The organism is Streptomyces sp. W1SF4, from assembly GCF_003950035.1.
Lineage (GTDB): Bacteria > Actinomycetota > Actinomycetes > Streptomycetales > Streptomycetaceae > Streptomyces > Streptomyces racemochromogenes.
In genome coordinates, this window is the sequence record NZ_CP034350.1 from 6,643,496 (window position 1) to 6,667,815 (window position 24,320).

The following is a 24,320-nucleotide window of genomic DNA, read 5'->3' on the forward strand; positions in this document are numbered from 1 at the left end:
CGTCTCAGCCGATTCCGGGGATGAGGGTGATGAGGAGGTCGATGATCTTGATGCCGATGAACGGGGCGATCAGACCGCCCACGCCGTACAGCCCCAGATTGCGGCGGAGCATCTTGTCGGCGCTGGTGGGCTTGTACTGCACGCCCTTGAGGGCGAGCGGGACGAGCGCGATGATGATCAGCGCGTTGAAGATGACGGCCGAGAGGATCGCCGATTCGGGCGAGTGCAGGCCCATGATGTTGAGCTTGTCCAGGCCCGGGTAGACCACGGCGAACATGGCCGGGATGATCGCGAAGTACTTCGCGACGTCGTTGGCGATCGAGAAGGTGGTCAGGGCGCCCCGGGTGATGAGGAGCTGTTTGCCGATCTCGACGATCTCGATGAGCTTGGTGGGGTTGGAGTCCAGGTCCACCATGTTCCCGGCCTCCTTGGCGGCGGAGGTGCCGGTGTTCATGGCCACGCCCACGTCCGCCTGCGCGAGCGCCGGGGCGTCGTTCGTGCCGTCACCGGTCATCGCGACGAGCTTGCCGCCGGCCTGCTCCCGCTTGATGAGGGCCATCTTGTCCTCGGGGGTGGCCTCGGCGAGGAAGTCGTCGACGCCGGCCTCTTCGGCGATGGCCTTCGCGGTGAGCGGGTTGTCGCCGGTGATCATGACGGTCTTGATGCCCATGCGGCGCAGCTCGTCGAACCGCTCGCGCATGCCCTCCTTGACCACGTCCTTGAGGTGGATCACACCGAGGACGCGGGCGCCCTTGTCGTCCTTGACGGCGACGAGTAGTGGTGTACCGCCCGCTTCCGAGATGCGGTTCGCGAGGAGGTCGGCGTCGTCGCCGACCTGGCCGCCCTGCTCCTCGACCCAGGTGATGACCGAACCGGCCGCGCCCTTGCGGGTCTGCCTGCCGTCGACGTCCACACCCGACATACGGGTCTGGGCGGTGAACTCGATCCAGGTGGCGTGCGCCAACTCGCCCTGGTGACGCTCGCGGAGCCCGTACTTCTCCTTCGCCAGGACGACGATGGAACGGCCCTCGGGGGTCTCGTCGGCCAGCGAGGACAGCTGGGCGGCGTCGGCCAGTTCGGCCTCGGTGGTGCCCTTGACGGGTACGAACTCGGAGGCCTGGCGGTTGCCCAGGGTGATGGTGCCCGTCTTGTCGAGCAGCAGCGTCGACACGTCGCCCGCGGCCTCGACGGCCCGGCCGGACATGGCCAGGACGTTGCGCTGGACCAGGCGGTCCATGCCGGCGATGCCGATCGCGGAGAGGAGCGCGCCGATGGTGGTGGGGATCAGGCAGACCAGCAGGGCCGTCAGCACGATCATCGACTGCTCGGCGCCCGCGTAGATCGCGAAGGGCTGGAGCGTGACGACCGCGAGCAGGAAGACGATCGTGAGGGACGCGAGAAGGATGTTCAGCGCGATCTCGTTCGGGGTCTTCTGCCGGGCCGCGCCCTCGACCAGAGCGATCATGCGGTCGATGAACGTCTCACCGGGCTTCGTCGTGATCTTGACGACGATGCGGTCCGACAGGACCTTCGTACCGCCCGTGACCGCGCTGCGGTCGCCACCGGACTCCCGGATGACCGGGGCGGACTCGCCCGTGATCGCGGACTCGTCCACCGAGGCGACGCCCTCGACGACGTCACCGTCACCGGGGATGACGTCCCCGGCCTCGCAGACCACCAGGTCACCGATCTTCAGCTCGGTCCCCGGTACGGACTCCTCGCCCCCGTCCTTGGTCAGGCGGCGGGCGACGGAGTCCGTCTTGGCCTTGCGCAGGGTGTCGGCCTGCGCCTTTCCACGGCCCTCGGCGACGGCTTCGGCGAGGTTGGCGAAGATCGTGGTCAGCCACAGCCAGGCCGTGATGGCCCAGCCGAACCAGTCCGTCGGGTCCTTGACGGCCAGCACGGTGGTCACGACCGAGCCGATGAGGACGACGAACATGACCGGCGACTTGATCATGACGCGTGGGTCGAGCTTGCGGATCGCGTCGGGGAAGGACTTGACCAGCTGCGTGGGGTCGAAGAGGCCGCCGCCGACGCGGCCGGCCGGCGGCTTGTGGCCCGTGGGCAGGTCCTCGTGCGGGGCACGGGTCGGGGTGGCGGTGCTCATGATGCGAGCCCTTCGGCGAGCGGACCCAGCGCGAGCGCGGGGAAGTAGGTCAGTCCGGTGACGATGAGGATCGTGCCGACGAGCAGGCCCGTGTAGAGCGGCTTGTCGGTGCGAAGGGTGCCCGCGGTCTCGGGGACGGGCTTCTGCTCTGCGAGCGAGCCGGCCAGTGCGAGGACGAACACCATGGGGAGGAAGCGGCCCAGGAGCATGGCCAGGCCGATCGTGGTGTTGTACCACTGGGTGTCGGCGTTCAGGCCGCCGAAGGCCGAGCCGTTGTTGTTGGCGCCCGAGGTGTACGCGTACAGGACCTCGGAGAAGCCGTGGGCGCCGGAGTTGAGCATCGAGTGCGGCGGGGTCGGCAGCGCCATGGCGGCGGCGGTGAAGCAGAGCACGAGCGCCGGGGTGATCAGGATGTAGCAGGCCGCGAGCTTGATCTCGCGGGTGCCGATCTTCTTGCCCAGGTACTCGGGGGTGCGGCCGACCATCAGGCCGGCGATGAACACCGCGATGATCGCCATGACAAGCATGCCGTAGAGGCCGGAGCCGACACCGCCCGGCGCGATCTCGCCGAGCTGCATGCCCAGCAGCTGGATCCCGCCACCCAGCCCGGTGTAGGAGGAGTGGAAGGAGTTGACCGCACCGGTCGAGGTCAGCGTGGTGGCGACCGAGAAGATCGCCGAACCGGCGATGCCGAAGCGGGTCTCCTTGCCCTCCAACGCCCCGCCCGCGACCTCGAAGGCCGGGCCGTGGTGCGCGAACTCGGTCCACATCATCAGGGCGGTGAACCCGAGCCAGATGGTCGCCATCGTCGCGAGGATCGCGTAACCCTGGCGCAGGCTTCCGACCATGCGGCCGAAGGTGCGGGTCAGCGCGAACGGGATGACGAGGATCAGGAAGACCTCGAAAAGGTTGGAGAAGGGGGTCGGGTTCTCGAAGGGGTGGGCGGAGTTGGCGTTGAAGTAGCCACCGCCGTTCGTGCCGAGCTCCTTGATGACCTCCTGGGAGGCCACGGCGCCCCCGTTCCACTGCTGCGAGCCGCCCATGAACTGACCGACCTCGTGGATGCCGGTGAAGTTCTGGATGGCGCCGCAGGCGACCAGAACGATCGCGCCGATCACGGCGATCGGAAGGAGGATCCGGACGGTGCCGCGGACCAGGTCCGCCCAGAAGTTGCCCAGCTCACCGGTACGGGAGCGCGCGAAGCCCCGTACGAGCGCGACCGCGACGGCCATGCCGACCGCGGCCGAGACGAAGTTCTGCACCGCCAGGCCGCCGGTCTGCACGACGTGGCCCATGGCCTGCTCGCCCGCGTACGACTGCCAGTTGGTGTTGGCCACGAAGGAGGCGGCCGTGTTGAACGCCTGGTCGGGGTCGATGGAGGCGAAGCCGAGCGAGCCGGACAGGACGCCCTGGGCGCGCTGGAGGCCGTAGAGGAACAGGACGCTGACCGCGGAGAAGGCGAGGACGCCGCGCAGGTAGGCGGGCCAGCGCATTTCGGCGGACGGGTTGGCACCGATCGCCTTGTAGATCCACTTCTCCGGGCGGTAGTGCCGTTCGGAGGAGTAGACGCGGGCCATGTAGTCGCCCAGCGGGCGGTAGGCCAGTGCGAGCGCGGCGATCAGTGCGAGGAGCTGGAGCACACCAGCGAGAACGGGACTCATCGGTGGCTAGAACCTCTCCGGCTTGACGAGGGCGAGGACGAGGTAGCCCAGCAGGGCGACGGCCACGAGGAGGCCGACGATGTTCTCGGCGTTCACAGCTTGGTCACCCCCTTGGCGATGAGAGCCACCAGCGCGAACACCGCGACCGTGGTGACGACGAAGGCCAGATCGGCCATCGCGAGCTCCTGAGTGAAGTGGGAAGTAATGAATCGGCCAGATGGCCGATGACGAGATAACCGTGTCTTCATCCCGGCGTTAAGACGCCTTGACGGGGTCCATACGGGCGCAGGGGAACTCTTAACGACACCCTTACGGGAAAGGACGGGAAAGGACGGAAAAGGCCCGGTCAGCCCAGGTGGGCCAGGCCGGCCGTGTCCAGGGCGGAGCCGGCCTGAGCGGCCAGCGCGACGGCCACCAGGCGGTCCTGTTCCGGGGGCAGCGGGCCGGGGAGCGGATCCAGCAGGAAGCGGCCGTAGTGGTGTCCGCCGCCGATGACCCGCAGTTCGGTCTCGCCGTCCGGCCAGTCGCCGTACTCCGTGATCCGGCCCGGGCGGCGCAGCCACACGCCACCGTCGTGCTCCAGGCGCGGCAGGCTTCCCATCAGGGTTCCGTACTCGAAACGGCAGCCCCGCAGCCCGAGCAGGCCGACGAGCTCCCGGCGCACGTACTCGACGACCGCCTCCGGCGAGCGGCCGTCCTCGGCCAGCCGTGCGGTGCCTTGGAGGCTCGACAGATGGGCGGCGTCGGTGACCACGGTCGTCTGCAGTCGGCGTGCGCGTACCGCCAGTTGGGAGACGATCAGGCCGACGACGAGCAGCAGGACCGCCGTCTCGACGTCGCCTCGGTCAGTGATCACGAACCGTCGGTAGGGCTCGGTCAGGAAGAAGTCGAACCAGGCGGCCGCCGACAGTGCGGCCACCGCGCCGGCGGTCCGCGTACCGATGGCGGCGACCGCGACCACCGCGACGACGAGGACCAGTGCCGCGTTCGTCGCCGAAAGGTCCGTACGGAAGGGCACGAGCGCGAGCGCCACGAGGAGGGGGGCCACGAGCGCCGCGAGCAGGGCGGCGGCGTCGTGGAGTCGGAATCCGGACATGTGGGCCTCCTGTCCGTTCGCTTCAACCCTGCTCCTCGCCGCAGGCGCGGGCAGCCGCCGCCGCGAAGTCTTGACGCACCCCATATGGTGCTCCCGCTTCGGCATCAAGAGCGCGTGAGGACTGGCGCGGCGGCCGTATGGACCACGTCAAGGACCCTGGCGATCCGGCCATGGAATCTCCGACGCTGTCCTCGCTTTGTCCAACGGAGGAACAGCGAGAGATGTCGATAGACATGGGAAAGACTGGCACCGCAGGGCAGGCTCCGGGCACGGAGGAGCCGCCTGATACCCGCATCTCTACAGCGGTGGTAGAGGACCGGCACCGGCTGACCGCCCTCCAGGGGCTGGCCGCGCTGTCGTTGGACGCCATGGCGTCCGTGGCGTACGGGCCGGAGTCGATCGTGCTCGTCCTGGCCGCGGCCGGCGCCTACGGCATGGGCTTCACCCTCCCCGTCACCTTGGCGATCGCAGCGCTCCTCGCGGTGCTGGTGGCCTCGTACCGGCAGGTCATCGCGGCCTTCCCGGACGGCGGCGGCTCCTACGCCGTCGCCAAACGCCACCTGGGCCGGCGTACGAGCCTGGTCGCGGCGGCCTCGCTGATCCTGGACTACGTCCTGAACGTCGCCGTCTCCGTCACGGCCGGCGTGGCCGCCCTGACCTCGGCGTTCCCCGAGCTGTACGGGGAGCGGGTGTGGATCTGCCTGGGCGTCCTGGTCCTGGTCACCGCAGTGAACCTGCGCGGGGTCGTGGAATCCGCCAAGGCGTTCCTCGTTCCCACCGCCGTGTTCGTCGGCTCGATCCTCGCGATGGTCGTGGTCGGCCTCTTCCGTGACGGCCCCGTCAGCACCGCCTCCGCGGCCGGGCACGCGTCCGCCCTCAGCGAGGGTGCGACCACCGTGGGCGCGCTCCTGCTGCTCAAGGCCTTCGCCGCCGGCTGCTCGGCGCTGACCGGAGTCGAGGCCGTCGCCAATGCCGTCCCCTCCTTCCGGGCCCCGGCCGCCCGCCGCGCCCAGCGCACCGAAGTTGCGCTCGGCGCGCTCCTGGGCGTGATGCTCATCGGCCTGTCGATCCTCATCGGGCGCTTCCACCTCCAGCCGGTCGAGGGCGTGACCGTCCTCGCCCAGCTCGCGGACGCCTCCTTCGGCCACAACGTCGCCTTCTACGTGGTCCAGTTCGCGACGATGGTGCTGCTGGCCCTCGCCGCGAACACCTCCTTCGGCGGTCTGCCCGTCCTGATGAGCCTCCTGGCCCGCGACAACCACCTCCCGCACGTGTTCGCGCTCAAGGCCGACCGCCAGGTCCACCGCCACGGCGTGGTCTGGCTGGCGCTCGTCTCCGCCCTCCTGCTCGTCCTCTCCGGCGGCGACACCAACACCCTCGTCCCGCTCTTCGCCATCGGCGTCTTCGTCGGCTTCACCATCTGCCAGGTCGGCATGGTCCGGCACTGGTACGGGCAGCGCCCGCGCGGCTGGCAGGCGAAGGCGGCACTGAACGGCTTCGGCGCGCTGCTGACCGGTGTCTCGGCGGTCGTCGTCACCGCCACCAAGTTCACCGAGGGGGCGTGGCTGATCGTCGTCGCGCTGCCGCTGCTCGTCCTCGGCTTCGAGAAGATCCACCGTGCGTACACCGAGATCGGCGAACGCCTGGAACTCGGCCGGATCCCGCAGGCCCCGCAGCGCTCCCGCTCCGTGGTCGTCGTCCCCGTCTCCGGCCTGTCCCGCCTGACCAGCCAGGCCCTCACCGCCGCCCGCTCGCTCGGCGACGAAGTCCTCGCCGTGACCGTCACCCACCCCGCCCCCGAGGACCGACAGGCGGCCGAAGCTCTTCGGCGGGACTGGGAATTGTGGAAGCCCGGCGTTGAGCTGATCGAGCTCTCCTCGGAAACCCGCTCGCTCGGCCGTCCCCTGTCGGCGTACGTGCGGAAGCTGGCGCAGGCCCACCCGGACGCGCAGGTGACCGTGCTGGTCCCGGAGACCGAACCCGCCCGGCTCTGGCAGCGGCTGCTCCAGAACCAGCGCGGCTCCGTCGTCGCCCACGCGGTCCGCCGCGACACCGACGCGGTCATCTGCCGGCTGCGCTTCCGCATCACGGCCGACGCACACTGACGAGTGTTGACGCACCTCTGACAGCGATTTGACGCGCCTCGTGCGCCGCCATCAAGAAGGCGCCAATTCCCGCTCCCACATCGGCATTTCCCATGGGACGGGCAGTGGTTTCCTGCCTGTTGCGCCGCCGGGGACCTCGAATACTCACATGACGGCCGAGGGGGTCCATGGAGACAGTCCCCGGCGGCGACACCCCTCTTCCGCACCTGGCCACCAGCCGCCAGGGCTGCCACGCTCCCCATTCGGAAGGTCTTGATGCCTCCCGTCGCCGCGCAGCACGTTCCTCCGGGTCTCGGGACCCCTCCGCGGACTCCGACCCACCGACCGTCCCGGAAGCGCTCCGGCCAGGTGAACGTGGTGGATCCCGAGCTGCTGGCCGCCTCGGCGCGAGAGGCCGTCGGCAAACTCCACCCGCGCGAACTGGTGAAGAGGCCGGTGCTGTTCGTCGTCGCCGTCGGATCCGTGCTGACCACGCTCTCGGCGCTCATCCACCCGTCCGTGTTCACCTGGGTGATCAGTGTCTGGCTCTGGCTGACTGTCTTGTTCGCCAACCTCGCCGAGGCCGTCGCCGAAGGCCGGGGCCGGGCCCAGGCCGAGTCGCTGCGCAAGGCCCGTACGGACACGGTCGCCGTGCGGCTGCACCACTGGACGTACGGCGCGAACCTGCGGCACGCGGAGACCGAGGTGGTCACGCCCGCCGAGCTCCAGCCCTTCGACTTCGTCCTCGTCGAGGCCGGCGAGCTGATCCCGGCCGACGGCGACGTCGTCGACGGGGCCGCGATGGTCGACGAGTCGGCCGTCACCGGCGAATCAGCCCCTGTCCTGCGCGAAGCGGGCGGCGACCGGTCCGGGGTCACCGGCGGTACGACCGTGCTGTCCGACAGCGTCGTCGTACGAGTCACCTCCCGCCCGGGGCACAGCTTCATCGACCGGATGATCGCCCTGGTCGAGGGCGCCACCCGGCAGAAGACCCCCAACGAGATCGCGCTGAACATCCTGCTGGCGGCCCTGACCGTCATCTTCATCCTGGTGGTCGTCGCCATCCAGCCGATGGCCGCCTACGCGCACGCCGCACAGTCCACGACCGTCCTGGTCGCCCTCCTCGTCACCCTCATCCCCACCACGATCGGCGCCCTCCTGCCGGCGATCGGCATCGCGGGCATGGACCGGCTCGTCCAGCGCAACGTCATCGCGATGAGCGGACGCGCCGTCGAGGCCGCCGGAGACGTGAACACCCTGCTCCTCGACAAGACGGGGACCATCACCCTCGGCAACCGCGAGGCCGCGGCCTTCATCCCGCTGCCCGGCGTGGACCACCTCAAGCTCGCGGAGGCCGCCCAGCTCTCCTCGCTCGCCGACGAGACGCCCGAGGGCCGGTCCGTCGTCGCCCTCGCCCAGCAGTACGGACTGCGGCCGGCCGCCGCGGAGGACCTCAGCAATCCGCGGTTCACCGAGTTCAGTGCCCGGACCCGGATGAGCGGGGTCAACCTGAGCTGGGACAACGGGGCGGGCTGCGCCATCCGCAAGGGTGCGACCGCCCAGGTCTGCGACTGGGTGGCCATGCGCGGCGGCACCGTACAGGCGGAGGCGGTGACCTGGTCGGCCACCGTGTCGGAGACCGGGGGCACGCCCCTGCTGGTGGCGGTCCACGACTGGGACGGCCCGAGGGTGCTCGGCATCATCCATCTCAAGGACGTCGTCAAGGAAGGCATCCGCGAGCGCTTCGCGGAGCTGCGCAGCATGGGCATCCGCACGGTCATGGTGACCGGCGACAACGAACTGACGGCCCGCGCCATCGCCGCCGAGGCCGGCGTCGACGAGTACCTGGCCGAGGCCACCCCTGAGGACAAGATGGCCCTCATCAAGCGGGAGCAGGCGGGCGGCAAGCTCGTCGCGATGACGGGTGACGGGACCAACGACGCCCCGGCCCTCGCCCAGGCGGATGTGGGCGTGGCCATGAACACGGGTACGTCGGCCGCCAAGGAGGCCGGGAACATGGTGGACCTGGACTCCAACCCCACCAAGCTCATCGAGATCGTCGAGATCGGCAAACAGCTCCTCATCACCCGGGGCGCCCTGACCACCTTCTCGATCACGAACGACGTCGCGAAGTACTTCGCGATCATCCCGGCCATGTTCACGGCGGCCTACCCGGGACTCGAAGCCCTCAACATCATGGGCCTGAGCAGCCCGACCTCCGCCATCACCTCGGCGATCATCTTCAACGCGCTGATCATCGTCGCCCTCATCCCGCTCGCCCTGCGCGGCGTCCGCTACAAGCCGGCCTCCGCGCACGACCTGCTCCGCCGCAACCTCGGCGTATACGGCCTCGGCGGCCTGATCCTGCCCTTCGTCGGCATCAAGCTCGTCGACCTGCTGGTGTCCTGCATCCCCGGCCTCGGCTGACATCAGCCAAGGACGCCAGACCACGGCCGCACCAGGCCGGCCAGCGTTGATCCACACTCCGCTGGTTCCCCTGCCGGGGCGGCCCCCGTTCGGGTCGCCCCCGCTTCTTTCGTCCTGCACCCTCCGACCGAGCATGAGTGTGCCCTCGCTACACCACCGGACGGAAAGACGTTAAGAGCGCGTCAGGATTCCGTGAGGCAGGGATATAGACGTATCGGCTGTGCTCTCGCTGCGTACGCTGGCCCAGCCGTCGACTCCGATGGCCGAATCCACGCTGCACGACAGGAGCCCCCCACGATGGCCACCCCTGCCCGCACCTCGCGCCTGCGCGCGTGGATGCTGGAAGGCCTGACCGCCGATACGAGTTCGCCCGCCGCCAAGGAGACGGCGGCCCAGCCGCACGGCCGCCCGTGGTGGCGGGTGATGTGCCTGACGGGTCTGGACTACTTCTCCACCCTCGGCTACCAGCCCGGCATTGCCTTCCTCGCGGCAGGCCTGCTGTCGCCGCTGGCGACCATCGTGCTCGTGCTGCTGACCCTCTTCGGCGCGCTGCCCGTCTACCGGCGCGTGGCGGAGGAGAGCCCGCACGGCGAGGGCTCCATCGCCATGCTGGAGAAGCTGCTGTCGTTCTGGAAGGGCAAACTGTTCGTCCTGACCCTGCTCGGGTTCGCGGCGACCGACTTCCTCATCACCATCACCCTCTCCGCCGCCGACGCGACCGCGCACATGGTGGAGAACCCGCACCTCACCAGCACCCTGCACGGCCACGAGGTACTGATCACCCTGGTCCTGATCGCGCTGCTCGGCGGAGTCTTCCTCAAGGGCTTCAGCGAGGCCATCGGCGTCGCCGTGGTCCTGGTGGCCACCTATCTCGGCCTGAACGTCGTCGTCGTGGCGGTCGGGCTGTGGAACGTGTTCACCGCACCGCAGGTCATCACCGACTGGACGGCAGCGCTGACCGCCGAGCACGGCAACGTCTTCATGATGATCGCCATCGCGCTCGTCGTGTTCCCCAAGCTCGCGCTGGGCCTGTCCGGCTTCGAGACCGGTGTGGCGGTCATGCCGCACGTGAAGGGCGACCCCGACGACACCGAGGCCAAGCCCGCCGGCCGGATCCGAGGCGCGAAGAAGCTGCTGACCACGGCGGCCGTGATCATGAGCATCTTCCTGATCTGCTCCAGCCTCATCACCACCCTGCTCATCCCGGCTGCCCAGTTCGAGCCCGGAGGGGAGGCCAACGGACGCGCGCTCGCGTACCTGGCACACGAGTACCTGGGCTCCGCCTTCGGCACCGTCTACGACGTCTCCACGATCCTGATCCTGTGGTTCGCCGGCGCCTCCGCCATGGCCGGCCTGCTCAACCTGATGCCGCGCTACCTGCCCCGCTACGGCATGGCCCCGCACTGGGCCCGAGCCCTGCGCCCGATGGTCATCGTGTTCACCCTCGTCGCGTTCCTCGTGACCTGGCTCTTCAACGCCGACGTGGACGCCCAGGGCGGCGCATACGCCACCGGTGTCCTCGTCCTGATCACCTCGGCGGCCGTGGCCGTGACCATCGCGGCCCGCCGGGCCGGGGAGCGCGGCTGGACCATCGGCTTCGGGATCATCTCGGCCGTCTTCATCTACACCACGGCCGTCAATGTCGTGGAGCGCCCGGACGGCGTCAAGATCGGCGCCTGCTTCATCGGAGGCATCATGGCGCTCTCCCTCCTCTCGCGCCTGGCCCGCGTCTTCGAGCTGCGCGTCACGGACATCGAGTTCGACGACATGGCGCAGCGGTTCATCCGCGACACCGCCAACCGGACGATCCGCTTCATCGCCAACGAGCCGGACAGCCGGGACATCGAGGAGTACCGGCAGAAGAAGGCGCAGATCCGCGCGGACAACGACATCCCGGCCGAGGACGACGTCATGTTCGTCGAGGTCACCGTCCTGGACGCCTCCGAATTCGAGTCCGGCATGCGCGTACGCGGCGAAGTCCTGCACGACCGCTATCGGGTCCTGACCCTGGAGAGCTCCAGCATCCCCAACGCCCTCGCCGCCCTCCTGCTCCACGTCCGCGACGAGACCGGCCAGCGGCCCCACATCTACTTCGAGTGGACCGAGGGCAACCCGATGGCCAACTTCTTCCGGTTCTTCCTCTTCGGCCAGGGCGAGGTAGCCCCCGTCACCCGCGAGGTCATCCGCGAAGCAGAACCGGACCGCTCCCGTCGCCCCCACGTCCACGCCGGCTGACCCCTCTGCATCAAGGCGCCGACAGGAATCCCGCTGGACCCTCGCCATGGCGACGGTCCAGCGGGATTCTCAGTACCGTGACCACTCGCTCGCGCGCCGACCGCGGAATCCGCAGGACCGTACTCGCCCTCGGGGCGGCCGGACTGACCGTCATCGCCACCGGCGCCGTCCTCGACGCCCTGTGGCTGCTCGGCATCGGGGTCTGGGGCGTCATTGCAGCGATGGCGCTCGAGCTCGTCTACCGGCCTTAGAGGTCGTCTCAACTGGCTTGTTCAGTAGGCTGACGGCCGTGATGGCGATGGTGGAGCGTCTGGTGCCGGACGGGTTGTGGGAGTTGTTCCCGTGGGTGGTTCCGGCTGCTCCGGTACGACCCCGGGGCGTTGGCCGGCGAAGGTATGGGGATCGCACCTGACAGGTCCGAATCCCGTAGATCGCGGCAAGAAGGGATCAAAGATCCACGTGCGGGGCATTCCCCCCGATCCGGTCCCGCCGCGGACCGCGCCGCCGTCGACCGGCCAAGCTGCACGGTGACAAGGGATACGACTTCGACCGGCTTCGCACGTGGCTCCGCTCCCGCAACATCACACCGCGCATCGCGCGCCGGGGCATCGAATCCTCCCAGCGACTGAGCCGTCATCGGTGGACAGTGGAGCGCACGGTGGCGTGGCTGTCCGGGTGCCGCCGTCTGCACCGTCGCTACGAGCGCACAGCTGGTAGGCGCCGGCCACCGGTACGGCGAGCAGGTCTCCGGGGCGGATGTCGGCCGGCAGTTCCACATCGGCTGCGAGGATGTCGCCGGCCTCGCAGTGCCGGCCGACCACCGTGGCCGTACGGTGTCCAGTCGTCGACGCGCGGCCGACCAGGCGGGGCGCATAGCGCACCCCGTACAGGGCGGGACGCGGGTTGTCGCTCATTCCTCCGTCGACGGCGACGAAGACCTTCTCGCCGCTGTGCTTGACGGTGAGTACCCGGTACAGGGCGACTCCGGCCGGCCCGACGATGGCCCGCCCGGGTTCGACGGCGAGACGGGGTACGGTCAGCCCGGCGGCCGCACAGCCTTCTATGAGCTCGGCGCGCATCCTGCGTGCGAGTGTCGTGAGGTCGAGGGCGGGTTCCCCGGGACGGTAGGCGATGCCGTGGCCACCGCCCATGTCCAGCTCGGCCAAGGCGACCCCGTCAGCGTCACGGACACGGGCCATCAGTCCGACCATGCGGCGCAGGGCGACCAGATAGGGCTTCACGTCGGTGATCTGGGAGCCGATGTGGCAGTGCAGTCCGGTGAGTTCGAGCTGCGGCTGGCCGAGTACCCGGGTGATGGCGTGCTGTGCGCCCCCGTCGGCGAGGGAAAGACCGAACTTCTGGTCGTCGGTACCGGTACGGATCTTGTCGTGTCCGCCGGCCGAGACCCCCGGCACCACCCGCACCATGACCTTCTGGCGCCCGTCGGCTCCGACGGCGGCTGCGATCCGGGCTATCTCCGACGGGCTGTCGATGACGATCCGCCCCACGCCGAGGCGCAGCGCGGCTTCCAGGTCGCGGGGCGACTTGGCGTTGCCGTGCAGCACGATGCGTTCGGGAGGGAATCCGGCCGTGACGGCGAGTTCCAGCTCGCCGGCGGAACACACGTCCAGGCCCAGCCCTTCTTCCCGCACCCAGCGGACCATGGCGCGGGACAGGAACGCCTTGGCGGCGTAGAGGACGTCGGCTTCGGGGAACGCGTCCCGATAGGTCCGACAGCGCTCGCGGACTTCGCCTTCGTCCAGGACGTAGGCGGGGGTGTCGAACCGTTCGGCGATCTCTGCCAGCGGTACTCCGCCGACGGCCAGCCCACCGTGCGCCAGCCGAGTCGTGGATGCCGGCCAGATCGAGAGATCACCCGCACGGGGCTGTACCTCGGACAGGACCGCCGTCGCCACCGTGTGATCCCCCATCAGGCGAACCGGGCTGCGATCGGAGATGCCTGGGGCAGCGACGTCGCGACCGGAGGCACCGCGGCGACCGCCGGAGCGGTGAACGTCGGGTCCACGGTCAGCAGAGATACACCGAGCGGATCGGCCATCGAGCGCAGCGCGGACTCGGAGAGCCGGATCCACGGCTGCTCGGCGCCGAGCGTGGCGGCAAGACGGTCCGGGCTGGTGAAGCCGACGCTGGTGCGCGCTCCCAGCGGGGTCCGGAACAGACGAACCACGACCTCCGCTCCTCCCGGCCGGACCGGCACGTACAGGGGCCCGGCCGGGATCCGTTCTTCAGGCTCGGGATCGTCGTCGTACTGGAACAAACACATGGGGCCCTCCTGGAGAACCACGAGTCGGCAGGTGACGCCCAGGGTGCGGGGAGGCAGTCCGGGGCGCGACACTGAAGCTATCCCCGCATCCCCGTGCCTACGGCAGCCCCGTAACGAGACCCTTACGGAGGCGAGCCAAGTCCTGACGGATCACTGACGCGAGAGCGGGACGGCATCAGAGACCCGTCACGGTTACGGATCTCTGCGCTAGAAGGCCGTCAACAGCGGCACCTCACCCTCCGCCGAGCCCCTTCCATGGGGACGATCGACGAGACGAGAGGGAAAAGGCCGTGCGAAGAGTCGTAGTCGGCGTGACCGGAACCCCAGGGAATCTGGCCGCGCTGCACCGGGCCGCTGCGGAAGCCCGCGTGCGTGGTGCGGAGCTGTTGGCCGTCCTGGCCTGGCAGCCGCCCGGCGGAGAACTCGGAAGCCGCCACAGCCTCGGAACCTCCGTCCTTGCGCAATGCCGCGCCGCGGCTGTCGAGAGACTCCGCGAGGCCCTCGACACGGCCTTCGGCGCCGTAAAACCCGGTGTCACCCTCGGCGGCCTCACGGTACGGGGGACTCCGGGAGCGGCCCTCGTTGACGCGGCACGTGACACGGAGGACCTCCTCGTGGTCGGCACGGGATCCCGCACATGGGTGCGCCGCCTCGTCCGCCCCTCGGTGGCCCGGTACTGCCTCGCCCACGCCGCCTGCCCCGTCCTGGCGGTTCCTCCCTCTCCGCTCCAAGCCGAGCTGGAATCCGTACACCGCCGCAACATCTGGAGAGTTCCGCTCGACCTGCGGGAGCTGACCCCATAAGGCGTCACCTCGTGTGGCTCCAGGAGGTGAAGGCGGAGGCATCGACCCCGACTGCCGCGACCGTGAGGTACGCCGGGACATGCCGGACCACCCGAGCCGCGCTATTCCGTGTTGCTGAGTACCAGTAGTCAGTGTTACGTTGTACCGGTACTCAGTATCGCCGACTAGCTAGGGGAGGGGGTGTTCCATGGCCAAGCTGCTGACGGAGATGCTCAAGGGCACGCTGGAGGGCATCATCCTCGCGTCCCTGTCCGGCCGGCCCGCCTACGGCTACGAGATCACGGCACGACTGCGGGAGCAGGGTTTCTCGGACATCGCCGAAGGAACCGTCTACGCGCTGCTCATCAGGATGGAGAAGCGCGGTCTCGTCGACGTGGAGAAGGTGCCCTCTGAGAAGGGGCCGCCGCGCAAGGTGCATTCCCTCAACTCTCAGGGTCGGGAGTACCTCGAAGAGTTCTGGAGGACGTGGAGCTTCCTCACGGAACGACTGGACCAGCTCCGCGAACGGGGAGGCGAGTGACCATGTCCGAGGGCGAAAAGACCGGCTTCATCTCGAAGATGATCGGGCCCAAGAAGCGCTGGCGGGCGTACAAGGCCCGCGTCAAGGAGCTTCCCGAGAACTACCGCACGGCGGTCGAGGCGATCGAGCGGTACCTGATGTACTTCGTGCCCATCGACGCAGACAGCAACGCCTTGACGTTCGAGGACCTTGCCGACCTGTTCGAGCAGGCAGCGGTGAACGGAACTCCGATCCGCGAGATCGTCGGGGAGGACCCGGTCGAGTTCGCCGAGGCGTTCGCCCAGAACTACACCGAGGGCGGCTACGTTCCCGCCCGCGCACGGAAGCAGCTGGCCGACGACATCGAGCGCGCCGCGGGTCCTGAGACCGGAACGCAAGACAAGACGGTCTGATAGCACCTCAGCACGACGCTCGCCCAAGGGCCGAGCACTGCGCTCATCGCCATTCTGCACAGCGCGGGCCGACGGGGTCATGCCCCGTCGGCTGTCTCTCGCCGCATGTCCGCGGCGTCGCAACTGACCACTGCGCACAAGGAGATCCATGATGGAAACCGGCAACAGCGGATTGTCTGAAGCAGGTCGGCGCCGACTGCGCGAGGTGCTGGAAGCGCATGTCGAGTCCAGGAAGATCCCCGGGCTCGTCGCCTTGGTCGGCCGGGGTGGGGAGACCCATGTCGAGGCGATCGGGACGATGCGTCATGACGGCGGCGCGCCGATGTGCCGGGACACGATCTTCCGGATGGCCTCGACGACCAAACCGGTCGCGGTGGCCGCGACCATGGTCCTGCTGGACGAGTGCCGGCTGCGACTTGACGAACCGATAGACCGATGGCTGCCGGAACTGGCCGACAGGCGGGTGCTCAAGGGGCCCGACAGTCCGCTGGACGACACCGTGCCGGCCCGGCGTCCGATCACCGTACGAGACCTGCTCTCCTCCACCTGTGGGCTGGGGCTGGACATGACGGCGATGGGCTCCCCGATGATGACCGCCTACTTCGAGCGCAAGGTCTACGGTGAGAACGGATGGATGCTGCCGGCGGTGGAGCCGGACGAGTGGATGCGCCGCCTCGGCACGCTTCCGTTGATGTACCAGCCCGGGGAGCGGTGGCTGTACAACGTCAGCGACGACGTGCTGGGGGTGCTGGTGGCCAGGGTCAGCGGTCAGTCGTTCGAGGCGTTTCTGCGCGAGCGCATCTTCGATCCGCTGGGCATGGAGGACACCGGCTTCCACGTTCCCGCCGACAAGATCGACCGGCTGCCTCCGCTGTACGCCCCCGACCCGCAGACGGGGGAGTTCATCGTGGAAGACCCGGCCGAGGAGGGACACCACAGCAAGCCCCCGGCGTTCCAGTCGGGCGGCGGCGGACTCGACTCGACCGTCGACGACTACCACGCCTACTTCCGGATGCTGCTCGACCACGGCATGCACGGCACCCAGCGCATCCTGTCCCGGCCCGCCGTCGAGCTGATGACCACCAACCGCCTCACCCCCGACCAGACAGCCGCCCTACAGACCTGGGCCCGCAGCGTCGCCCACCTGTCACACGGCCAGGGACAGACCGGCGGCTGGGGCTTCGGAATGACGGTGCGCACCTACCGAGGTGACTACGCGCCCATCGGCCAGTTCGGCTGGGACGGCGGAGCCGGCACCACCACCTACGCCGACCCGCACAACCAGCTCGTCGGCATCCTGCTCACACAGACCGGGATGTCCACCCCGGACTCGGCGCGGGCCATGCAGGACTTCTGGACCACTCTCTACCAGGCCATCGACGACTGATGGTGAAAGTGGAGCCGTGGGGCGCTCGAATCAAGTTGCGGGAGAGCGGGTCCTCCTCCCGCGCGCCTGGCGGAAGCCCCCGATGCTGACTTTTGCTGACTTCAAGGGACTTGCGGCGCTCTGAACTGCGGAAACGCCGTTCGATTCAATGGTTCTGGAACTGGATCGGACGGTCACACGATGATATCGCGCTGGCTCGCGAAGACTGGATGAACGGGTCCCGATTTGGTGAGGTAAAGGGCTACGAAGGCGCTCCCATTCCGGCTCCCGACCTCCCTCCGACCCACCTGAAGCCCCGGGGAAGGGTGCGCTGAACTGCTGCTTTGTGCAGGGTCGGCGCTCGGTGTGATGGGCGCCCACGGCCTTTCGTTGACCTGGTTTCGCGGGAACGCCACGGGAGGTGGGGCGGCGGCCGTCGGCGCCAGGCTGAGTCCCGTGTGTGACAGCCTGTAAGCGACTTCAGTCAGGGAGTCACTCTGGCCGTAGGCGATGAGCCGTTGTTCATGACGTCCGGCGGCATCGCCAGCGCCGGTACCTGGCGCCGGCGGTTTTGGCGTCCGCGGGAGGCGGGTCGCCAGAGAAAAGGCGCTGGCTACGGAGCCAGGTGACCGGTGGCGCGGCTCCGACGCCGTCTCGAGGCCGGCTGCGGTGTACTGGCTGGAGGAGTTGCTGTGCCCGTCAATCACAGATTTGGCTGTGCTGTCGGTCGACGGGAACGATGAGAGGGTACGAATCCCTTTGTCGAGCAGATGCCGGGGCTGACCCGTCGATACGGTCGACGTACCGAGCGGCTGCGGTCGACGTCGAAAGCCGACGTGCAGTGGACCTGCCTGCCTGGGTTCTGGGAATCACGCGCGAACTGGGTGCTGAGGCGTCAGTCGGCCGGCTTCCGTTCTGAGGGTGAGTGGAATCTGTCGTGCACGGGCCAAGGGGTCGATTCTGGCTTGTGTCTTGAGCCGGGCTTGCGGCGTCGTGTCGGGACGCCCGTGTGGGCCTCTGCTCTGCCGTTTCGTCGGCGGTTACTCGCCGTCCGGCGGCCAGGTGGCGTGGTCGCGGAGGTGATGGAACTCCGTCAGCTCGGAGGCGAGGACGTCGAAGTGCGGCAGCGGGGCCCACAGGTTGCGCTCGCCGATGACGTAGAGACGGCGTTTGGCGCGGCTCGCGGCGACGTTGAGCAGGTGCGGGGTGCGGGCCGCCCACTCGCGGGCGCCGGGCCGACCGCCGCCGAGCACGAGGACGACGACGTCGGCTTCCTTGCCCTGGGCCCGGTGGACGGTGGCGCAGCGCTCCTCGATCAGTTCGGACGTCCAGCCGTCCCGACCGCGGCAGATCTTCTGGCATTCGGCGACGAGGGATCGGAAGGGGGCGATGACGCGCACGCGCTCGACGGTGACGCCGTGCCGGTGCAAGTGGTCGAGGACGAACTCGAAGGCCCGGCGGTCGCGTTCGCCCCAGGGGGCCTCCGACGGGCGGCTGGAGTCGTCGGTGTTGAGCCAGCGGCTGGGCAGCAGGCCGTCCCGTTCCGTATCGGGGAACGCCTTGGGTGCGGTGCCGTAGACCATGAGGCCGCCGTAGGCGACCTCGTTGCTGACCGTGAACATCGGCTCTTCGCAGCGGCGGTGCACGCGCAGCGGAGAGCCCACCCAGACGAGCTCGTCGTCGGTGCCCGGGGCCGGCAGGTAGGTGCCGTAGCGGTTGGTCCGGTCGGCGACGGTCTGGGCGGAGGTGGCCGAGGGCAGCCAGTGCTCGTCGACGCCGTAGGCGCGCAGCAGCCGGCGCTGGAGGGCCGTGGGCATGGTGACGACGGGTTCGAGCTGGAGCGGATCGCCGACCAGCACGGCACGGCGGGCCCGCCACAGTGCGCCGACGGCGGCCTGTGGGGTGGCTTGCCCGGCCTCGTCGACGAGGACCCAGCCGATCGATTCCCGGCCGAGGCGGGCGAACATGCTGCCGATTGAGGAGAACGTGGTGGAGACGACGGGCACGAGGAGGAAGAGAGTGTGCCAGGCTCGCTCGACCTCCTCGTCGGGGACGGGCCCGTTGGTACCGGCCATCAGTTCCATGAGGACCTGGAGGTTCCCGCGGACCTTCTTCGCGGCTCCGGCGACGAACGCGCGGTGCAGGTCGAGGGCGCGCAGGAACAGGTCGCTGCGCGCGGTGGACCATGCCTCGTCGGACCAGGGCGAGCCGAGTTCCTGGTCGGCTTCGGCAAGGTGCGACCAGCCGAGCGGCAGGGACGGCAGCGCCCGGGCCGCCTCCCGCAGTTCGCGGTGGCTGCCGTCGAGTTCGGCCACGGCGGCTCGTAGTCCGCTGCGGGAGGAGTCGGCGACCTGCCGGGCATGGCGGAGGGCGGTGGCTGCCGCGGACTCCCGCGCGCCGGCGGCCCGTTCGTGGCCGCGGGCGGCGGTGAGATTGGCGGCGGCCTCGTCGACGGCGGCGGCGGACCGTGTGTGCCGGTCGGCGGCCAGGGACTCGGCGCGTACGGCTGCGGCGACCTGCTCCAGAGAGTCCTCGAGCGCGGTGCGCTGCCGGACGAGCAGGTGCGCGATCTCGGACTGGGTGCGCTCCTGTTGCCGTTCGGCGGCCTGCCGGTCGGCCGCGCTCTGCAGCAGGCGGCGCAGCCCGCCGCGCAGGCCGCGCTCGATGACCGGGGGCGCGTCGTGGCGGGCGGTGAGCGCGGTCACGTACTCGCGGTGGTGCGCGGCCAGTTCACGGGCGGCCGACAGGTCCGCGCGGGCGGTGGCCAGCTCCTGGCGGGCCCGCGGTACGTGTTCGGAGGCCGTCCCGTGTCCGGCCTCGGCCACCACCGTGGCCGTCCGGGCGGTGGCCGAGGCGGCGGCGGCCCGGTCCAGGACCGCCGCGGCGGCGGCGACCTGCTGGTCGGCCCGGGACACGGCGGATTCCAGGTCCGCGATCCGCTGGCCGGCCGACGGGGACTCGACGGCCGCCAGGGCACCGGCCAGCCGGGCGCGTCCGGCGCGCAGCCGCTCCACCTCGGCCTGGGCGGTACGGAACGCGGCGACGGCGTCGGTCCACGACGGCACGGGCTGGGCGGGTCCCGCCGCCGCAGCCTGGTCCGCCGGGGTGACGGGACGTCGGCCTCCGGGCGGTGGCTTCGGCGGAAGCCAGTCGCGCAGGACCTCCTGCATGCCGCGCAGCGGCGGCAGTCCCGCGGCGGAGCGAGCCTGGGTCTCCTTCTCGGGCAGCCGGCCCCACCAGAAGCGGTTTCCGAACTCCTTGCGGTTGGTCTTGTTGCCGAGCACCGCTGCGACCAGACCCCAGGCCGGCCCGCCGAGGAGCGCGGAGGCGAGGTCGGAGAAGTGGTCGGGGCCGCCGTGCCAGTGCTCGCCGAGCGCGCCCATGCCGGGCAGTTCGGCGGTGATGTTCTCCACGGCGCCGTTGTTGGAGGAGGTGACCACGATCTCGAACCCGGTCAGCCGCGGGTCGAGCCGCGACACGGTGCGGGGGTAGGCGCCCTGGCGGTCCCTGCCCTTCCAGGCCGGACCGGTGAACGCCTTCTCGGGCCGGGTGAACGTGGCCAGCACAGCCGCTCGCTCGACGACCAGTGCGGCGACCAGGTCGCGCAGCATCGTGGTCTTGCCCGTGCCCGGCGGGCCGTTCACGGAGAACATTCCGCCCTCGGTTCCCGCTCGGTCGGCGAGCATGCGGTCGACCGCGAACTGCTGGCTCAGCGCGAGCGGGAACCGTGCCGGTGCGGGCCAGCGGCCGGCCGGAACCAGGTCCGGAGCCACCCCTTCCAGGACGACCCCGCGCTGCCGGCGCACATCCGTCCGCGCCCCCACGGCGACGGTGTCGAGCTCGGTCAGGTACGCCTCCAGCGCCGGGCCGAAACCCTTCCCGATGGCCGCGGACACCCGGGCCAGATCAGGGGGAAGCAGACTGTTCAAGAACGGCGCGGAGGCGGTGACCTTCGCCTGCGGGTCCCGCGGCCGTTGGACCAGCCTGCTGCGCACCCGGACCACCTGTGGGCGCAGGTAATCCCGTACCCCGCACAGGTCGGCGATCTGCGCGGTCAGGGCGACCAGATCGGCGAACCCGAGTGCACGGGCACCGGCGCCAGCCTCGTAATCCGCCTCGGTCGACATGTCAGGACCGTCGGCCGACGACCCCTCGTGGACGCCCCGGGTGCCGTCCGGCCGCCCGGGCTGCGGCTGCTCCTCGGCGGGGCGGCGGGCGGCGACCCAGTCCGCGGCGCGGCGCACCAGGGGTTCCGCCGCACCCTGCAGGGCGGCGCCGGCGACCTCGCCGAACAGGGCCCCGACCGCGCCGACAGCAGCGCCGCCCAGGATCTCGGCGAGCAGCCGCTGCCAGCTCCCGCCGCTGGCCCCGGCCGGAGCTCCCGGCCCAGCCACGGAGCCGGACCACCGCTCGTACGCCGTTCCGGCGGTCGGGGAGGTGGGGCCGTAAGGGATCGCGGTGGCCGTAAGCTCGTCGATCGCCGTGCCGAACGCGTCGTCGAGTTCCTCGAACCCGTCCAGCCACCCCGGTGCGGACGGCCCGGGATCGAACAGGCGGCCGGTCGCCCAGGCGCACGCGGAGATCACGGACGTGTCTTCGAGCGGTCGGCCCTCGTCGTCCAGGACCAGCGCGAACATCGCGCTCTGGCCCGACAGCACCAGCTCGGTCTGAGGCACGCCGGGGTCGGGATCGGTTCCCGCGGGCAGTACGGAGATCATTGCCTGGCGGAGCAGCTCCAGATCGAAGACCCCGCAGTAGACCTCGTGCCGCCACATACGTCCGTACGGTGCCCGCCGTGCCCCCGTCTCCGGATGGTCCGGAGCCCACGGCAGGAGCGGCGGCACCCGGCCGGGTTCAGGAGTCAGGTCAACTACGTACTCGTCCCTCGGCCCGGAGCGCGCGGCGGGGCGCCGACGAGGCAGTGCCGGGATGGTTGGCGGACTGAACAGTTCGATCGCGCGCCAGCACTCCAGCAGGGCCTTCCGTCGACGGTCCTGCGTGTGTCCGCTCCGCACCCACTGCCCCCGTGTCGCACGCGCGGCATGGTGCCGCTCCCTTGAAGATCAGCCGTATCGCTGAATCTACCGGACCGTCAACAGGGCGTGTCACGCTCCGGAACGCCTGGGCCCACAGGGCCGGATCGGCCGACTTGGCACGGGCGGGAGGGGGTCCGGCGTGTGATGCGCGCTGCATCGTCGGCGATCAGGTCCGTCCCGCGAGCGCATCGCCGAGAACTTGAGGAATGCGGTCGTGGTGAAGCCGCGGGTCTCAGGGTGGACGTCCGCGGTGTGGTCTCCCAGGGCGATCGCAGAAGCGACCGCGACTCGCGAAAGTTCCGCTGGGTCCGCCGGCAACTGTGCCTCACCGGGTCCACGACTACGAACACGACCACCGGGTCGGCTTCGCCGCCGAGCCGACTGCCCAGGAAGGTCTGGGCGCAACCGGAGGATCGACACCTTATGGCCAACCGGGGGTGCGGCATGCCGTCGGCTCGATGACGATCTGGGAAGGACCGGAATCGCGCCGGCGAAGGAGGATCCTTGACGCGTCTTGCTCGGATCCCGCTGGCGGAGGGCGGATCCATCTTGGTCGAGGCCCCGGGCGCAGCGGAGGGGCCGGTGAAGGCGGGGCGTCTCGGCGAGGCCATTCAGCAGCTCCCGGAGAACCTCCAGTCCGCGCTGGACTCGGTCACCGAGGCGGCGGGCGCCGTGCTCGACCAGCTGCGCAAGGCCGGACCTGACGGGGTCACCGTGGAGTTCGGCGTCGACCTCGCGCTCACGGCGGAGGAACGGGCGGGCTACCTGCCGGATCAGGAGACCGCCCCCGTCTGCGGCCGCGGGTGAGCGCGAAGAAGACCCGGTTGGTGCGGCCCCTCGAAGACGACGCCTGGTCCATCCTCCTTGCGAGTGAACCGTCCCCGAACGCATCCGGTGTGCCGACAGGGCGGACCAGAGTGGGCGTACCTCCACCCCCATCGGCCGCGCACCAGCCGGCGTGCCGCACCACCACCGAAGGAGACCACCTGTGGCACACCACGGCGACCGCACGGCGAACCCGGTCGAGGAGGCGGTGGCGCTGCTGGCCGGCCTGGCCGACCTCGCCCTCAGCGGACTGGGCAGCGCCGTCGGCACCGCGGGAAGCCTGCTGCGCCGTACGGACATCGGCGATCTTCTGGCCGACGGCCACGAGGACACCAAGGCCCGGGGCAGGCTGTTCCTCGACCGGCATGCCGGAACGGCGCCGTCCCACATGGAGGTCCTCGCCCGCACGGTCGCGGCACGCTCCCAGCCGAACATCCCGTGACCGACCAGCACATCCCGCTGAAAAGCCGGGTCGATCAGGTCCTCGCCGCCTTCGTCACCGCCGAGGCGGAGGCGCTGGCCGACATCGACGCCGCCCTCGGGCCGGTCGGTGATCAGCTCCATACCGCGACGCGCCATGGCAAACGGCTGCGGGCGGCGTTCTGCTACTGGGGCTGGCGCGGCGCCGGCCAGCCCGACAGTGACGCGCTGGTACGGGCTGCCGCCGCGATCGAACTGGTCCACGCCGCCGCGGTCGTCCACGACGACCTGATCGACGGCAGCAGCACCCGGCACGGCCGCCCGACCGTCCACACGGCCCTGCACCAGTCCTCCGCCGACGGTGCGGACGCCTCAGCCCGGGCCCTGGCCATGCTGGTGGGCGACCTGCTGATGGCGATGGCCGGACAGCTGTTCACCGACTCGGGCGTGCCGGGCGCGTTCCTCAACCGGGCCAGGCCGTTGTGGACGGTCCTGGCCCGCGAACTGATAGCCGGGGAGTGCCTGGAGATCATGAGCACCGGGCGCGCCCCCGATCCGGAGGCGTCGGTGAAGGTGATCCGGTACAAGACCGCCAAGTACACCGTCGAACACCCCCTGCAGATCGGCGGCCTCCTCGCCGGCGCCCCACCCCGGCTCCTGCGTGCCTACAGCGACTACGGCCTCCCGCTGGGTGAGGCGTTCCAACTCCGCGACGACCTGCTGGGTCTGTTCGGAGATCCCGCGAGGACCGGCAAGGATCCGGCCGACGATGTGAGCGGCAACCGCCCCACCGTCCTGATGGCCCACGCACTCGCCTCCGCCACTCCCGCCGAACGGGAAGAGCTCCAGGACCTGCTCGGCCGGGAAGGCCTCACCGACCAGCAGGTCCAACGGGTGCGGGACATCGTTCGCGGCACCGGAGCCGTCACCCGCGTCGAGCACATGATCACCGCCCGGCAGCGCGAGGCCCACGACGCACTGGCCGACGCCGACCTGACCGGCGAGGCCCGCCGTGCGCTCACCGTCCTGGCCGCCGACGCCACCGTCCGCACCCACTGACCGGA

18 protein-coding genes and 3 pseudogenes are annotated in these 24,320 nt (G+C 70.0%); 13 read left to right on the plus strand and 8 right to left on the minus strand.

Annotation, left to right across the window (positions count from 1 at the left end):
* Positions 1 to 4: 4 nt before the first annotated feature.
* The 5 genes from kdpB (D1J60_RS30900) to D1J60_RS30915 all read right to left on the minus strand — a co-directional run bounded on the left by kdpB (D1J60_RS30900) (position 5) and on the right by D1J60_RS30915 (position 4,864).
* Positions 5 to 2,107 (minus strand): potassium-transporting ATPase subunit KdpB, encoded by a 2,103-nt coding sequence (gene kdpB, locus D1J60_RS30900; RefSeq protein WP_125823355.1) that lies wholly within the window; start codon positions 2,105 to 2,107, stop codon positions 5 to 7.
* Positions 2,104 to 3,768, minus strand: coding sequence for a potassium-transporting ATPase subunit KdpA (kdpA, locus tag D1J60_RS30905; protein WP_125823356.1), 1,665 nt, complete (start codon positions 3,766 to 3,768; stop codon positions 2,104 to 2,106). Before kdpA ends, kdpB (D1J60_RS30900) begins: the two co-directional genes overlap by 4 nt.
* Before the next feature lie 6 nt (positions 3,769 to 3,774).
* A complete protein-coding gene (gene kdpF / locus D1J60_RS30910; protein WP_125594429.1) occupies positions 3,775 to 3,864 on the minus strand; it encodes a K(+)-transporting ATPase subunit F in 90 nt (29 codons plus the stop codon).
* Positions 3,861 to 4,016, minus strand: a complete 156-nt coding sequence (locus tag D1J60_RS37510; protein ID WP_164721007.1) for a hypothetical protein — start codon at positions 4,014 to 4,016, stop codon at positions 3,861 to 3,863. The genes kdpF and D1J60_RS37510 overlap by 4 nt, the downstream gene beginning before the upstream one ends.
* 98 nt (positions 4,017 to 4,114) lie before the next feature.
* Complete coding sequence (locus tag D1J60_RS30915; RefSeq protein WP_125823357.1) at positions 4,115 to 4,864, minus strand: DUF4118 domain-containing protein; 750 nt, start codon at positions 4,862 to 4,864, stop codon at positions 4,115 to 4,117.
* A 221-nt stretch (positions 4,865 to 5,085) separates the two neighbouring features.
* On the opposite strand from D1J60_RS30915, the gene D1J60_RS30920 reads away from it, so the two are divergent.
* From D1J60_RS30920 to D1J60_RS38265, 5 genes and pseudogenes are all read left to right on the plus strand, one after another.
* Positions 5,086 to 6,969: an APC family permease gene (locus tag D1J60_RS30920; protein WP_125823358.1), complete on the plus strand. Its 1,884-nt coding sequence runs from the start codon at positions 5,086 to 5,088 to the stop codon at positions 6,967 to 6,969.
* A 255-nt stretch (positions 6,970 to 7,224) separates the two neighbouring features.
* Entirely contained in the window at positions 7,225 to 9,375 is a 2,151-nt protein-coding gene (kdpB, locus tag D1J60_RS30925; RefSeq protein ID WP_125823359.1) for a potassium-transporting ATPase subunit KdpB, read from the plus strand.
* 297 nt (positions 9,376 to 9,672) lie between these two features.
* A complete protein-coding gene (locus tag D1J60_RS30930) occupies positions 9,673 to 11,610 on the plus strand; it encodes an APC family permease (protein WP_125823360.1) in 1,938 nt (645 codons plus the stop codon).
* A gap of 77 nt (positions 11,611 to 11,687) precedes the next feature.
* Positions 11,688 to 11,861 (plus strand): hypothetical protein, encoded by a 174-nt coding sequence (locus D1J60_RS37515; RefSeq protein ID WP_164721008.1) that lies wholly within the window; start codon positions 11,688 to 11,690, stop codon positions 11,859 to 11,861.
* Between the two features lie 160 nt (positions 11,862 to 12,021).
* Positions 12,022 to 12,322 (plus strand): annotated as a pseudogene (locus tag D1J60_RS38265) (transposase); the annotation flags it as partial.
* Here the strand turns inward: D1J60_RS38265 and lysA are convergent.
* Together lysA and D1J60_RS30940 are read right to left on the minus strand one after the other, a co-directional pair.
* Positions 12,318 to 13,541, minus strand: a pseudogene (gene lysA, locus D1J60_RS30935) (diaminopimelate decarboxylase); the annotation flags it as partial. The pseudogenes D1J60_RS38265 and lysA sit on opposite strands and share 5 nt — an antisense overlap.
* Positions 13,541 to 13,894 carry an SAV_915 family protein gene (locus D1J60_RS30940; protein WP_125823362.1) on the minus strand — a complete coding sequence of 118 codons (354 nt, stop codon included), beginning with the start codon at positions 13,892 to 13,894 and terminating at the stop codon, positions 13,541 to 13,543. The pseudogene lysA and the gene D1J60_RS30940, both read right to left, overlap by 1 nt.
* Before the next feature lie 290 nt (positions 13,895 to 14,184).
* Between D1J60_RS30940 and D1J60_RS30945 the strand changes: the two genes are divergently transcribed.
* The 5 genes and pseudogenes from D1J60_RS30945 to D1J60_RS30965 form a co-directional block, all read left to right on the plus strand.
* Positions 14,185 to 14,697, plus strand: a complete 513-nt coding sequence (locus D1J60_RS30945) for a universal stress protein (RefSeq protein WP_125823363.1) — start codon at positions 14,185 to 14,187, stop codon at positions 14,695 to 14,697.
* A 187-nt stretch (positions 14,698 to 14,884) separates the two neighbouring features.
* The gene (locus D1J60_RS30950; RefSeq protein WP_125823364.1) at positions 14,885 to 15,217 is read left to right on the plus strand and encodes a PadR family transcriptional regulator; all 333 of its coding nucleotides are present in this window, start codon (positions 14,885 to 14,887) and stop codon (positions 15,215 to 15,217) included.
* 2 nt (positions 15,218 to 15,219) lie between these two features.
* Complete coding sequence (locus D1J60_RS30955; protein ID WP_125823365.1) at positions 15,220 to 15,609, plus strand: DUF1048 domain-containing protein; 390 nt, start codon at positions 15,220 to 15,222, stop codon at positions 15,607 to 15,609.
* 151 nt (positions 15,610 to 15,760) lie between these two features.
* Positions 15,761 to 16,996, plus strand: coding sequence for a serine hydrolase domain-containing protein (locus D1J60_RS30960; protein ID WP_125824286.1), 1,236 nt, complete (start codon positions 15,761 to 15,763; stop codon positions 16,994 to 16,996).
* Between the two features lie 152 nt (positions 16,997 to 17,148).
* Positions 17,149 to 17,310, plus strand: a pseudogene (locus D1J60_RS30965) (pirin family protein); the annotation flags it as partial.
* 705 nt (positions 17,311 to 18,015) lie between these two features.
* On the opposite strand, the gene D1J60_RS30970 reads toward D1J60_RS30965, so the two are convergent.
* Positions 18,016 to 21,750 carry a DEAD/DEAH box helicase gene (locus D1J60_RS30970; RefSeq protein WP_125823366.1) on the minus strand — a complete coding sequence of 1,245 codons (3,735 nt, stop codon included), beginning with the start codon at positions 21,748 to 21,750 and terminating at the stop codon, positions 18,016 to 18,018.
* Between the two features lie 765 nt (positions 21,751 to 22,515).
* On the opposite strand from D1J60_RS30970, the gene D1J60_RS30975 reads away from it, so the two are divergent.
* The 3 genes from D1J60_RS30975 (at position 22,516) to D1J60_RS30985 (ending at position 24,315) form a co-directional block, all read left to right on the plus strand.
* The gene (locus tag D1J60_RS30975; protein WP_125823367.1) at positions 22,516 to 22,818 is read left to right on the plus strand and encodes a CU044_2847 family protein; all 303 of its coding nucleotides are present in this window, start codon (positions 22,516 to 22,518) and stop codon (positions 22,816 to 22,818) included.
* A gap of 181 nt (positions 22,819 to 22,999) precedes the next feature.
* Positions 23,000 to 23,278: a polyprenyl synthetase gene (locus D1J60_RS30980; protein WP_125823368.1), complete on the plus strand. Its 279-nt coding sequence runs from the start codon at positions 23,000 to 23,002 to the stop codon at positions 23,276 to 23,278.
* Positions 23,275 to 24,315 carry a polyprenyl synthetase family protein gene (locus tag D1J60_RS30985; protein ID WP_125823369.1) on the plus strand — a complete coding sequence of 347 codons (1,041 nt, stop codon included), beginning with the start codon at positions 23,275 to 23,277 and terminating at the stop codon, positions 24,313 to 24,315. The genes D1J60_RS30980 and D1J60_RS30985 overlap by 4 nt, the downstream gene beginning before the upstream one ends.
* The last annotated feature ends 5 nt before the right edge of the window (positions 24,316 to 24,320 follow it).

Excerpts from the sequence above, each read along its gene's own strand:
- D1J60_RS30930 (WP_125823360.1), top strand. The coding sequence starts at position 9,673 with ATGGCCACCCCTGCCCGCACCTCGCGCCTGCGCGCGTGGATGCTGGAA.
- D1J60_RS37510 (WP_164721007.1), bottom strand. The coding sequence starts at position 4,016 with ATGAAGACACGGTTATCTCGTCATCGGCCATCTGGCCGATTCATTACT.
- D1J60_RS30920 (WP_125823358.1), top strand. The coding sequence starts at position 5,086 with ATGTCGATAGACATGGGAAAGACTGGCACCGCAGGGCAGGCTCCGGGC.
- kdpA (WP_125823356.1), bottom strand. The coding sequence starts at position 3,768 with ATGAGTCCCGTTCTCGCTGGTGTGCTCCAGCTCCTCGCACTGATCGCC.
- D1J60_RS30950 (WP_125823364.1), top strand. The coding sequence starts at position 14,885 with ATGGCCAAGCTGCTGACGGAGATGCTCAAGGGCACGCTGGAGGGCATC.
- D1J60_RS30960 (WP_125824286.1), top strand. The coding sequence starts at position 15,761 with ATGGAAACCGGCAACAGCGGATTGTCTGAAGCAGGTCGGCGCCGACTG.
- D1J60_RS30970 (WP_125823366.1), bottom strand. The coding sequence starts at position 21,750 with ATGTGGCGGCACGAGGTCTACTGCGGGGTCTTCGATCTGGAGCTGCTC.
- kdpB (WP_125823355.1), bottom strand. The coding sequence starts at position 2,107 with ATGAGCACCGCCACCCCGACCCGTGCCCCGCACGAGGACCTGCCCACG.
- D1J60_RS30955 (WP_125823365.1), top strand. The coding sequence starts at position 15,220 with ATGTCCGAGGGCGAAAAGACCGGCTTCATCTCGAAGATGATCGGGCCC.
- kdpB (WP_125823359.1), top strand. The coding sequence starts at position 7,225 with ATGCCTCCCGTCGCCGCGCAGCACGTTCCTCCGGGTCTCGGGACCCCT.
- D1J60_RS30940 (WP_125823362.1), bottom strand. The coding sequence starts at position 13,894 with ATGTGTTTGTTCCAGTACGACGACGATCCCGAGCCTGAAGAACGGATC.
- D1J60_RS30915 (WP_125823357.1), bottom strand. The coding sequence starts at position 4,864 with ATGTCCGGATTCCGACTCCACGACGCCGCCGCCCTGCTCGCGGCGCTC.